The 12,171-nt window shown below is 64.0% G+C and carries 11 protein-coding genes; all 11 read right to left on the reverse strand.

Annotation, left to right across the window (positions count from 1 at the left end; all coding sequences use genetic code 11):
* Window positions 1-84 precede the first annotated feature (84 nt).
* Complete coding sequence (locus FVF58_RS02920; RefSeq protein WP_149668429.1) at window positions 85-684, reverse strand: TetR/AcrR family transcriptional regulator; 600 nt, start codon at window positions 682-684, stop codon at window positions 85-87.
* 440 nt (window positions 685-1,124) lie between these two features.
* A complete protein-coding gene (locus FVF58_RS02925) occupies window positions 1,125-2,630 on the reverse strand; it encodes a tetratricopeptide repeat protein (protein ID WP_246216911.1) in 1,506 nt (501 codons plus the stop codon).
* Window positions 2,631-2,961: 331 nt separating this feature from the next.
* Entirely contained in the window at window positions 2,962-4,221 is a 1,260-nt protein-coding gene (clsB, locus tag FVF58_RS02930) for a cardiolipin synthase ClsB (RefSeq protein ID WP_149668430.1), read from the reverse strand.
* Window positions 4,218-4,721 carry a dihydroneopterin triphosphate diphosphatase gene (gene nudB / locus FVF58_RS02935; RefSeq protein WP_149668431.1) on the reverse strand — a complete coding sequence of 168 codons (504 nt, stop codon included), beginning with the start codon at window positions 4,719-4,721 and terminating at the stop codon, window positions 4,218-4,220. Before nudB ends, clsB begins: the two co-directional genes overlap by 4 nt.
* 162 nt (window positions 4,722-4,883) lie before the next feature.
* Window positions 4,884-6,683 (reverse strand): aspartate--tRNA ligase, encoded by a 1,800-nt coding sequence (gene aspS, locus FVF58_RS02940; RefSeq protein WP_149668432.1) that lies wholly within the window; start codon window positions 6,681-6,683, stop codon window positions 4,884-4,886.
* Window positions 6,684-6,759: 76 nt separating this feature from the next.
* Window positions 6,760-7,419, reverse strand: coding sequence for a DUF502 domain-containing protein (locus tag FVF58_RS02945; RefSeq protein WP_149668433.1), 660 nt, complete (start codon window positions 7,417-7,419; stop codon window positions 6,760-6,762).
* Between the two features lie 75 nt (window positions 7,420-7,494).
* Entirely contained in the window at window positions 7,495-7,881 is a 387-nt protein-coding gene (locus FVF58_RS02950; protein ID WP_149668434.1) for an FmdB family zinc ribbon protein, read from the reverse strand.
* 180 nt (window positions 7,882-8,061) lie between these two features.
* The gene (locus FVF58_RS02955; protein ID WP_149668435.1) at window positions 8,062-8,685 is read right to left on the reverse strand and encodes a class I SAM-dependent methyltransferase; all 624 of its coding nucleotides are present in this window, start codon (window positions 8,683-8,685) and stop codon (window positions 8,062-8,064) included.
* A 40-nt stretch (window positions 8,686-8,725) separates the two neighbouring features.
* Window positions 8,726-10,303: a ubiquinone biosynthesis regulatory protein kinase UbiB gene (gene ubiB, locus FVF58_RS02960; protein WP_149668436.1), complete on the reverse strand. Its 1,578-nt coding sequence runs from the start codon at window positions 10,301-10,303 to the stop codon at window positions 8,726-8,728.
* Window positions 10,304-10,318: 15 nt separating this feature from the next.
* Window positions 10,319-10,963, reverse strand: a complete 645-nt coding sequence (locus FVF58_RS02965) for a ubiquinone biosynthesis accessory factor UbiJ (RefSeq protein ID WP_149668437.1) — start codon at window positions 10,961-10,963, stop codon at window positions 10,319-10,321.
* Between the two features lie 183 nt (window positions 10,964-11,146).
* Complete coding sequence (locus FVF58_RS02970) at window positions 11,147-12,136, reverse strand: Tim44 domain-containing protein (RefSeq protein WP_149668438.1); 990 nt, start codon at window positions 12,134-12,136, stop codon at window positions 11,147-11,149.
* Window positions 12,137-12,171: the final 35 nt, after the last annotated feature.

A 12,171-nucleotide genomic window follows, 5' to 3' on the forward strand; every position in this document is an offset into this window, starting at 1 on the left:
TTTGACAAGAAGCCAGGCTGCTAGCTGAGTCCGTGGATCGGAACCTTCTGTGCCGCTGAATCCGGTTGGTTTCCAACGACGCTGCTAACGGCTTTCGCTTTGATACGAAATAATCAGTTTTTCCAGCGCGGCCCACGTGAGACGCACCGCATCCGGCAAGTGCAAGAAGCGCGCATCGTGATGCAGGCCGAGCGTGACGCTGTACAGTTCGAAAAGCATCAGCTGCGGATCGGTGTCGGCGCGCAGATGCCCTTCTTCCATTGCCTGCGAAATCGCGCGCGTGAGTGCCGCACGCCAGATCGTCACGCTCGACACCAGTTGCTCACGCACCGGGTTATCCGCGCGGTCGTCGTATTCGACGGCGCCGCTGATATAGATGCAGCCGGTGGTGACTTCCTGGATGCGCTTCTCGATCCAGCGGGAAATCATCGCGCGCAAGCGCGGCAAGCCACGCGGCTCGCGCAAGCTCGGAAAAAACACCTCGTCTTCGAAACGACGGTGATATTCGCGCACGACTTCGACCTGCAAGTCCTCGCGCGATCCGAAATGCGCGAACACTCCGCTCTTGCTCATCTGCATGCGCTCGGCAAGCAGGCCGATAGTCAGACCTTCCAGTCCGTCGCGGCTTGCCAGATCGAGTGCTGCATCGAGAATCGCGACTCGCGTTTGTTCGCCTTTTCGCATAGCTGTTTTTTACCGTTCTAATGTGACCGAAAGAAAATCGAACGGCCGTACTATTATTGAGCGCTGCCGTCCGCGAGACAAGGACTTTATTAGAAACCGGTTTCTAACCGGCTTCAATTCTGCGACATCCGTCAATCAGACGAATCAGATTTTTTAGAGGCGTTTGCCTTGGCACAGGGATTGCCGTTCCGAGTGCTTGATTTGCCGATTGTCGCAGCCGGCCGACATGATGCAGCAAGTGGGCGGAAATCAAGAAGGGTTTGGTGAACAGCGACGGGGTTGGGAGACGGCTGTTCGAGAAATTGCGAACTGCAGCCGCCGTGGATAGCGGCGCTGCGAGCGAGCGGCTGGCGTTACAGCGGAGCCGTTGCCAGCCCGCTCAAACGACCGCCTGACGGCTAGCGTGACGAGCGGGAGGCTCGCAGCGGCGCAAGCGACGGTCATTCAGCTAGCGTTTGGAAGCGCTGCCGCAGGGCTGCGGCGACCCGCTCCAGCACATTGTCCCAGTCGCCTCGCTGCGTCTGCGTGAAAAGACGCAGGCCGGGATACCACGGACTGTCGTCCCGGCCGCGCAGCCAGCGCCAGCAGCCCGCGAAGCGGTTCAGCAGCCAGACCGGTTTGCCCATCGCGGCGGCAAGATGCGCCACTGAGGTATCCACGGATATCACCAGATCGAGGTTGTCGATCAGTGCCGCGGTATCGGCAAAATCCGACAGTTGATCGGTCCAGTCCGTCAGACGTGCGTGGCTGACGGCTTCGGCGAGCTTTGCGGGATCGTCGTTCTTTTGCAGGCTGATCCAATGCACCTGGCGCTGCGCAAGCAGCGGCACGAGCTGCCCGACCGGCAGGCTGCGCAGCCGGTCCAACGCAGTGCCCGAATGGCCGCCCGCCCACACCACGCCGACACGCGGCAAATGCCGCGTGTCCGGCAGCGCTTCGAGCCGTGCGCGCCATTGCGCGGCGAGTTGGGCGTCGGCATGCAGATAGGCAAGCGCGGCCGGAATGGTAGGCAGGCGCGTCTGGAACGCCATCGGCAGGGACATCAGCGGACAGTAGTGGTCCCATCTGCTCACGTCCGGCACCCCGTCGAGCAGAACCAGGCCCGGCCAGCGTGCGCACAACGACTGCTCGTACAGGCGCCGCAACGGCCGCGGGCACACATAACCGACCTCGGAACAATGCGCGAGCGCCATCGGCAGATAGCGCACGAACTGCAGGCTGTCGCCATAGCCTTGCTCGTTGAGGACCAGCAGACGTCCGCCGCGCGCACGCCCCGAGCGCGCGGCGAGAGGAGCCTGCGGCGCCTCGCCCGACCAGCGCGGCAGCGCCACTTGCACGGGCACCTGCGCGGGCCGTCCATCGGGCAGCTTGGAGCTGACCCAGCGGTCTTCGAAATACGGCCACGCTTCTTCATAGCGGCCGGACGCGAGCAAAGCCATCGCCAGGTTGTTGCGCGCGACAAGGTTGGCGGACGATAACTCGACGGCACGCCGGTAGTGCCGCTCGGCATCTTCCAACGCGCCGAGGTCCGCGTAGATGCGCCCGAGGTTGTTATGCGCCGCCGAATGGTCAGGCTCGATTTCGAGCGTTCGACGGTAGCTAATTGCGGCTTCGTCGAGCTTGTCGAGATGTTGCAGCGTCAGCGCGAGGTTGTAGTGGAGCGCGACGAAGTCCGGTTGCAACGTGAGCCCTTGCCGCAGACTGTCGACGGCACCCGGAAAGTCGCCGAGTTTGAGTTGAATCGCGTAGAGCGTGTTGTACAGGATCGGCTCGGGACGAATCTGGATCGCGCATTCAAGCCAGCGCCGCGCGCTTTGCGTGTGGCCCGACGCAAGCGCGAGCAGGCCTCGCAGATGAATAGCCCCGACATGCTCGCCGTCCTGTCCGAGAATTCGATCGGCCAGCATCTGCACCGCGTCGAGGCGACCCGCCTGATAGGCCGCCATGGCTTGGTCGTGAAGGCTCGACGTGTCGTCGGCGTGGATAGTCGGAGAAACGCGCATGATTGACGAGCGAGCGTCCATGACGCGCCGGTCCGGCCGCTGTGAGCGGCACGAACCTGGCGGCGGACACGGGTTGATGATGAACAGGGTTTCAGCGGCGCGCGTGATGCGGCGGGCCGTGCGATTACGATCAAGCGGAGATTATCGTGGGGCTGCTGCGGGGAGTCTTTAGGAGCGTTCTGAAACGCGTTGTGATTTGCCGGCCGTGCAGGCCAGGCCGCCAGCCATTAGCAGCCTCGCCCGGCTCGCATCACCCTACGCGCGGCACAACCGCCTAATCGTAACCACCCACCGTCAACAACTTCATCGCCACCCGATAGCTCGTATAAGCCAGCCAACTCAACGCTCGCTCGCCCGCCGGACGCGATTCGTAGCGCGCCTCATCCATACGGCGCGAGTCCTTGAACGCATCGAGAATCGCCTCGCGCAGCGCGTTGATCGACGGGTCGTTCACCAGCACCACATTCGCCTCGTTGTTGAGCATCAGACTCAGCGCGTCCAGGTTCGACGAGCCCACGGTCCCCCAGTTCGAATCCACCACCGCGACCTTGCCATGCAGCAGCGTCTTCTCGTACTCCGCGATCTGCACGCCAGCCCTGAGCAACGCGTGATACAGGAACGGCACCGCATAATCGAGCGCCTTGAACTCCTTGCGCCCGATGATCAGCTTCACCACGACGCCGCGCCGCGCCGCGAACACCAGCGCGCGCCGCAGCTTGCGCCCCGGCATGAAGTACGGATTGGCGAGCAGGATTTCGTGACGCGCCTGGCCGATGGCGGCCAGATACGCCTTTTCGATCGCGCGGCGGTTGATCAGGTTGTCGCGCGCGACGAATGCCACGCACGGCTGGCCGCCCGCCCACAGTTCCTCGTTACGGCGGCGGCGGCGGCGCCGCAAGCTGCCGAGCGATGCGGAAGTCTGCTGCCCGAGGTCCGGCTGCAGCGATTGCAGCGGCCGATGCCCGAGCTGAATCCGCCGCCATTGCACCTCGAACGCCTGGCGCACGTCGGCGACCACCGGCCCATGCAATTCGACCGCGAAGTCCCAGCGACGGTACGGCAGCGTCTCGCCGTTATTCTCGTAGTCGTCGACGATGTTGATGCCGCCGCAATACGCGAATTGATCGTCGATGACCGCCAGCTTGCGATGCGTGCGCGAAAAGCCGAAGCGACCGAACAGATGCGGGTTGTAAATGCGATGGTCGATGCCCGCAAGCGGCCACTCGATGAACATCGGCAGACGCGCGGTGCCGATGCCGTCGGTGATCACGCGCACCCTCACGCCGCGCGAGGCCGCGCGCAGCATCGCCTCGTTGACCGCCTGGCCGGCCTTGTCGTGACAGAAGATATAGGTTTCGAGAACCACGTCCTGCTGCGCGGCGTCGATGCGTTCGATCAGCGCGCTGAAAAACTCGTCGCCCGAACGCAGCAGTCGAACATCGTTGCCGCTCGTGAAGCGGTAACGTTGCCAATAGCGCCGGCCGAGCAGCGCATGCCGCAGTCGCGCGAAACGGCCCGCGCCGCGTGTGCTCATCGGCGAGGCTCCGCGGCGGGCCCGGCCGCGCGCCGCGCGCCGAGCCGCCTCGGCAACTGCAAGATCGCATCCGCATTCGACGACGAAAAGCAGCGCGACGCCGCCTCTTCGTAGGGCAGCCACAGGAAGGCAGTGTGCTCGCGCGGCGCCAGCGTCACTTCGAGCTGCTCGGGCACCTGCACGCTGAACCAGTGCTCGGTGTTGTGGATCACGCCTTCGGCATAGCGATAGCGGAACTCCGGATAGATCTCGTATTCGATCGAATATTGCCAGTCGAACAACGCGCTTTGCGGCACCACTGCGCCGCCGACCACGATGCCGGTTTCTTCCGCGACTTCGCGCACGGCCGTTTCAACGAGCGGTTCCTCGAGCTGATCTTTGGAGCCCGTCACCGACTGCCAGAACCCCGGATGATCGGCGCGCTCGATCAGCAGCACATCGAGCGCGGGCGTATGAATGACGACGAGTACGGATTGCGGAATTTTCGGCGGTTTCGGCATGGCGTAGAAACTGGGCGCAACGCTTGCGCGGTACATGTCGGATGACGGTCGAAAGCAGTTGCTTCGACTGTAACGCAAAAAGCGAAAAAGGCGCATCAAGCGCCTTTTTCGTATGCTCCTGCTGTCGTTTTCAGACAGCATTCCCTTGCCTCAAGCCATGACTTACGCCTTCGGTTCGGGCGTACGCAGACGGATGTGCAACTCGCGCAACTGGCGCTCGTCCACTTCGCTCGGCGCCTGCGTGAGCAAGCACTGCGCGCGTTGCGTCTTCGGGAACGCGATCACATCGCGGATCGAATCGGCGCCGGCCATCATCGTGACGATGCGGTCCAGACCGAACGCGATACCGCCGTGCGGCGGCGCGCCGTACTGCAGCGCGTCGAGCAGGAAGCCGAACTTGGCTTGCGCTTCTTCCGCATTGATCTTCAATGCGCGGAACACCTTGCTCTGCACTTCCTCACGGTGGATACGCACCGAACCGCCGCCGATTTCCCAGCCGTTCAGCACCATGTCGTAGGCCTTTGCAAGGCAGCGCGCCGGATCCGTTTCCAGATACTCGAGGTGCTCGTCCTTCGGGCTCGTGAACGGGTGATGCGCGGCGACGTAGCGGTTGTCTTCCTCGTCGTACTCGAACATCGGGAAGTCGACCACCCACAGCGGCTTCCAGCCGGACTCGACCAGGCCGTTGGCCTTGCCGAATTCCGAGTGGCCGATCTTCAGACGCAGTGCGCCCAGGCTGTCGTTCACCACCTTCGCGCGGTCCGCCGCGAAGAAGATGATGTCGCCGTCTTGCGCGCCGGTGCGCTCGATGATCGCCTTGACCGCCTCGTCGTGCAGGTTCTTGACGATCGGGCTTTGCAGACCGTCACGGCCCTTCGCGACCTCGTTGACCTTGATCCATGCGAGACCCTTCGCGCCGTAGATGCGCACGAATTCCGTGTAGCTGTCGATGTCGCCACGCGAAAGCTCGCCGCCCTTCGGCACGCGGATCGCCGCGACGCGGCCGTCCTTCGTGTTGGCCGGCGTGCTGAACACCTTGAAGTCGACGTCCTTGACGGCATCGGTCAGGTCGGTGAATTCGAGCTTCACGCGCAGGTCCGGCTTGTCCGAACCGAAGCGGCGCATCGCTTCCGAATACAGCATGACCGGGAATTTCTCGGCCAGCGTAACGCCGATCGTTTCCTTGAACACGTGACGGATCATCGCTTCGAACAGATCGCGGATTTCCTGTTCCGACAGGAACGAGGTTTCGCAGTCGATCTGCGTGAATTCCGGCTGACGGTCAGCGCGCAGGTCTTCGTCGCGGAAGCACTTGACGATCTGGTAGTAGCGATCGAAGTTCGCCACCATCAGCAGCTGCTTGAACAGCTGCGGCGACTGCGGCAGCGCGAAGAACTGGCCCGGGTTCGTACGCGACGGCACCAGGTAGTCGCGCGCGCCTTCCGGGGTGCTCTTCGTGAGCATCGGCGTTTCGATGTCGATGAAGCCTTGCTCGTCCAGATACTTACGCACTTCGATCGCGACGCGGTAACGCAGACGCAGGTTGTGTTGCATCTGCGGACGGCGCAGATCGAGCACGCGGTGCGTGAGACGCGTGGTCTCCGACAGGTTGTCGTCGTCGAGCTGGAACGGCGGCGTGATCGACGGGTTCAGCACGATCAGCTCGTGGCACAGCACTTCGATCTTGCCGCTCTTGAGCGCGGCGTTGGTCGTGCCTTCCGGGCGGCTGCGCACCACGCCCTTGATCTGCAGGCAGAACTCGTTGCGCACGCCTTCGGCGGCCTTGAACATTTCCGCGCGATCCGGGTCGCAGACGACCTGGACGAGCCCTTCGCGATCGCGCAGGTCGATGAAGATGACCCCGCCATGGTCGCGGCGGCGGCTCACCCAGCCGCACAGCGAGACGGTTTGGCCCAGCCGTTCTTCGGTCACCAGACCGCAGTATTCAGTTCTCATCGACATGATGTTTGTCTTTCGTTTTGCATTGGTTGAACGGCGCGCTGCAGTTGAACACTGCGTGAAACACTGCGCGCCGGCATTACAGCGGAGGCTCGACTGTCGTGCCGCGCATCGGCGCCGGCGTCGGCGGTGCGGACGGCGCCACGACGCCCATCGAGACGATGTACTTGAGCGCCGCGTCGACGGTCATGTCGAGCTCGATCACTTCGCTTCTGGGCACCATCAGGAAGAAGCCGGACGTCGGGTTCGGCGTGGTCGGCACATACACGCTGACGTAATCTTCTTTCAGGTGGTTGACCACGTCGCCGCCGGGAATACCGGTCAGAAACGCGATCGTATAAGAGCCGCGGCGCGGGTACTCGATCAGGAGCGCCTTGCGGAACGCGTTGCCGCTGCTCGACAACAAGGTATCGGACACCTGCTTGACGCTGGTGTAGAGCGGGCCGACCACCGGAATGTGGGCGACCAGCAGTTCCCACCACTTCACGAGCTTCTGCCCAATGAAGTTCTGCGTCAACAGCCCGACAACAAAGATGAACGCGAGCGTAAGCACCGCGCCGAGGCCGGGCAGGCGATAGCCGATTGCGCGTTCCGGCTGCCACGACGTGGGCAGCAGCAACAGCGTCTGGTCCATCGTGCCGATGATCAGACCGAGCACCCACAGTGTGATAGCCAGAGGCACCAGCACCAGCAGGCCAGTCAGGAACACCGATTTGAGCGTCGTTTTTTTCGTCGTCATGTGTACCGCCAGAAAGCCGCGCAGGCCGAAACCCAACGCGCGGTGTGTGCGCCGCCCCCGAGGGCGGCAATGCCACTAGGCGCTGCCGGCGCCGCTCGCACTCGTCGAGGCGGCCGGGGCGGCAGCTGGCGCGGCCGGCGTAGCGGCTGCGCTGGACGAACCGGCCGCGGCCGGGGCCGTGTCGGATTTGGCGGCGCCGTTAGTGGCGGCCGCGGTCTCGCTCGCGCCATTGGACGCGCCGTTCGCGTCGGGCTTGGCCGGCGCGCCCGCGCCGCCATTGCCGCCGCGGAAATCGGTTACATACCAGCCGGAGCCCTTCAACTGGAAACCGGCGGCAGTGACCTGCTTGCGAAAGGTGTCTTTCCCGCACTCGGGACACTGCGTCAACTGGGGGTCGCTCATCTTCTGAAGCACGTCCTTCCCGAAGCCGCATGACTCGCAACGATAAGCGTAGATCGGCATGAACTTTTCCCTACTGAATTCTTGTAAACGCTTGCAAAGCCTTGAATTATAGCCGCAAACGATATCCGTTCCGTGGATTTCGGGAACCGATGCTCGACGCGACCGCCGTTGCGCTAGATTGGGGCGGCCGCAGTCGAATCAAGTGCAGCCCACGCCGCGTTCGAGCGTGGCCGCGCGCCTTCAGGCGCGACGGCGCCACGTGAGCCAGCGCTCACGTCCGGCAAAAACGGGGATCGAATCGGTCACGGGTTCGTCTTCGACCAGCTCGAAGTCAGGCGTGAGCAGCCCGTGGAGTTCGGCGCGCTCGATACCGAACGGCGGCCCTTTCGGCGTCGCGCCGATGAAGTAGAAGCCTGCGAGCAGCGCGCCGCCGGGCAACAGTTCGGCCATCCGGCGCGCGTAGTCGGGGCGGCGTGCCGGCGGCAATGCGCAAAGGAACGCACGCTCGTAAATCCATGCGGGCGTGAAAGGCGGCTCGTAGGTGAAGAAATCCGCCTGCTCCACCAGCTGCGCATTCCCGGCGCCCAATTGCTCGTGCGCCGCGGCGACGGCGGCCGGTGAAAAATCGATCGCGCGAACCGGGTTGCCCTGACCGGCGAGCCAGACCGCTTCGTACGCGCTGCCGCAGCCCGGAATCAGCACGGCGGCGCCGCTATGACGTTCGGCGAACGCGCGGAACGCGGCTGGCACGCCCGCCTGATCCCACGGCATGAAGCCGCGCTCGAAGCGCTCGTCCCAGAACGCCGGCGAGTCGGGGTCGCGGGTCGTGAAGTCGGGCGAGGAAGGTTGGGTCGGGTCGCTCATCGGATGCCTCGCGTGGGTTGCGTGAGTCGCATGGGTGGTATCAACCGCCGTAAGCCAGCGCCAGAAACGCGCGCGCCAGCACGGCGCCGACGCCGACCGCCACGCCGAACATCAGCAGTCCCTGCAGCAACCGATTGGTACGCTTCTGCTCGAGCAGAATCTGGCGAATCATGTCGTCGTTCACGCCGCGCGTGCTGTCGTGGCGATGGGCCAACACGTGATGGATCAGCCGCGGCAACTGCGGCAGCGTCTTGCTCCATTGCGGTGCTTCGATCTTCAGGCGCTCGTACCAGCCGCGCACGCCTATCTGCTCGTTCATCCAGCGTTCGAGATACGGCTTCGCCGTCTTCCACAGATCCAGCTCCGGATCGAGCGAGCGGCCGAGCCCTTCCACGTTCAGCATGGTCTTTTGCAGCAGCACCAGTTGCGGCTGGATTTCGACGTTAAAGCGGCGCGAGGTCGAGAACAGCCGCATCAGCACCTGGCCGAGCGAAATGTCTTTGAGCGCGCGGTCGAAATACGGCTCGCAGACCGCACGAATCGCACTTTCGAGTTCTTCGACCCGGGTGGTCGGCGGCACCCAGCCCGACTCCAGGTGCAGCGTGGCGACGCGGTGGTAGTCGCGCTTGAAGAACGCGAGGAAGTTCTGCGCGAGATAGTTCTTATCGAAGTCCGACAGTGCGCCGATGATGCCGAAGTCCAGCGCGATATAGCGGCCGAAGTGCGCCGGATCGAGACTCACCTGAATGTTGCCCGGGTGCATGTCGGCGTGGAAAAAACCGTCGCGGAACACCTGGGTAAAGAAAATCTCGACGCCTTCGCGCGCCAGCTTCGGAATGTCGACGCCGGCCGCCCGCAGCGTTTCGACCTGGCTGATCGGTACGCCGACCATGCGCTCCATCACCAGCACCGTGGGCGTGCAGAACTCCCAGTACATTTCCGGCACCATCAGCAGATCGAGCCCGGCGAAGTTGCGCCGCAGCTGGCTGCCGTTGGCCGCCTCGCGCATCAGGTCGAGTTCGTCGTGCAGATACTTGTCGAACTCGGCGACCACCTCGCGCGGCTTCAGGCGCTTGCCGTCGGCCCACAGCCGCTCGGCCCACACGGCGATGTCGCGCAACAGCGCGAGGTCGGAGTCGATCACCGGCAGCATGTTTGGGCGCAGCACCTTCACCGCGACGGGCTTGCCGGCGTGCTGCCCGGCCTTCACTTTCGCGAAGTGCACCTGTGCGATCGACGCGCTCGCCACCGGCACCCGCTCGAAATCGTCGAACAGCACATCGACTGGTGCGCCGAGCGACTTCTCGACGATCCCGATCGCGACCGCCGAGTCGAACGGCGGCACCTGATCCTGGAGCTTCGCCAGTTCGTTGGCGATGTCGACCGGCAGCAGATCGCGGCGGGTCGACAGCACCTGGCCGAACTTGACGAAGATCGGCCCGAGACTTTCGAGCGCGAGCCGCAAGCGCACGCCCGGCGGCGCGTCGAACTTGCGGCCGATCGTGGTGATACGCAGCAGCAGACGCACGCGCCGGTCATTGACGCGGCTCAGCATCATTTCATCGAGACCGAACCGGATGACCGTGAAGAAAATCTTGAGGAAACGCAGAAAACGCATAGTTGTGCCCGGTGACTAGCGCGTGCCGCGCGACGTGGCGGCGCCGCCCGGCGCATTGGCGCCGCGGGCTTCGACCTTCTGTTCAAGACGCTCGATGCGTTTTTCCACGCGCGCCAGAGCGTCGCGCGCGCGCGCCAGTTCGACGTTGAAATCCGCGAGCGCGGCGCGGCGCACCAGTTGCGGATTCTCGTCGAGCAGATATTCGGCGGCCGTGTCGAGCAGGTTGCGGCCGGTGCGCTGCACATGCTCGCCGACCGTGCGCACGACCGACGCCACCCGCCAGGCGGGACCGTCGCCGATCAGCTTCGCCAGATCTTCCTCCGGCTCCCAACGCAGATGCTCGGCAAGCTTTGCGATCACAGTGGCGAACTCAGCGTCGCCTTCGATCTTCACATGCTTCATGACGGCGGCCTGCCCGCCTTGCACGAAGGCGGGCAGCGCATCGGACGGGACCGAGACGGTCACGTCGAACTGGTGCGTTTCGGTTTCGCCGACCGCGGTCAGATAGCCGTCCGGTTGCACCAGCAGCGTCAGGTCGACCGGTGGACATGAAAGACGGGCGGTCTTGCCCGCGTACGGAGCGAGGCGCTCACGAGCCCACGATTCGCGGGCGAGCAGATGATTGACAGCAGCAGCGAAGGGCTTGGCGGCGAGGGTCATCGAAAGTGGCAAGAAAAAACCCGCGCGAACGAGGTGCTCGCGCGGGTTCCTATTGTAACGTCCGATCGCTTCGCGGCCCGCTATGCCGAACGGCCAACGATATGCGCAAAATCAGGACAAGTCGCACCGCCTGGCCATGCCTCGGCCGTCGCGGCTTTGTCCCGGCTTGATGCCGCTACTTGTTCAGTGCTGCGCCACCTGCTGGATGCCGGCAAGCAACCAGCCTTCGCCGGCGCGATTCGCCTTCGACAGATTCCAGACTTCGACGAACGGCTCCGCCGCCGCGCCCGGCGCTTCGCGAATCAGGCCGGAGAAGCGCACGCTCGCGAAGTATTCGTTCGCGCGCTCTTCGACGCCCAGCAATTCGGCGTTCAACTGCACCACGTCGGTCTGATTGGACTCCGTGCCGCGCGAAGCAAGATCGACCCGCACTTCGGCGAACATTTCCGGGGTGGTGAATTCGCGGATATCTTCGACGTTGCCCACGTCCCATGCGGCTTGCAGGCGCACGAAGTACACCTTGGCATTACGCAGGAACGCTTCCGAATCGAAGCCGGCCGGCACCACAGGCGTCGGGTTGATGGACGGCGTGCCCAGCGGGTTGCCCTGCGGTTCGAGATACGAGCCGGTGGGCGGCGCGCTGTAGCGAGGCTCCTGAACGTAGCCGGTGCTGCCCGCGTTCAGCGACGGCGAAGCACCGGCATACGCCGGTTGCGCAGCATCGCGCTTGCGCCCCGTGAAGCGGCGGATCAGCCAGATGACGACCATCGCGATCAACGCGATGATGATCACGTTAGCCATCATGCCGGCGAAGGCCTCGCCCATGCCGAAGTGCGACAGCAAGGCCGCGATGCCGAGACCGGCGGCCAGGCCGGCGATCGGGCCTAGCCAGCGGTTGCGGTTAGGCGCGGCCGGCGTCGGCGCGGGCGCCGGTTGCGCGCGCTGCTGCATCGCCTGATTGCTTTGGGACGGTTGCGACGGCGTCGCCTGATTTTGCTGCTGAACAGTGTTCGACTGACGGCCGATGCTACGGCCACCGCCCATGCGGCGAGCTTCCGCATCGAGCGAGGCGAGAGAGCCGGCCATGATCAGACCGACCATCGCGATCAGTCCGATTCTTCTCACCAGCGACCGCCCAACCTTACGGGGAGATAACATACCTGAATCGGACATTTTCGTACTTTCCTTTAAAAAACGATGGGTTAGGG

Source organism: Paraburkholderia panacisoli (genome assembly GCF_008369935.1).
Lineage (GTDB): Bacteria > Pseudomonadota > Gammaproteobacteria > Burkholderiales > Burkholderiaceae > Paraburkholderia > Paraburkholderia panacisoli.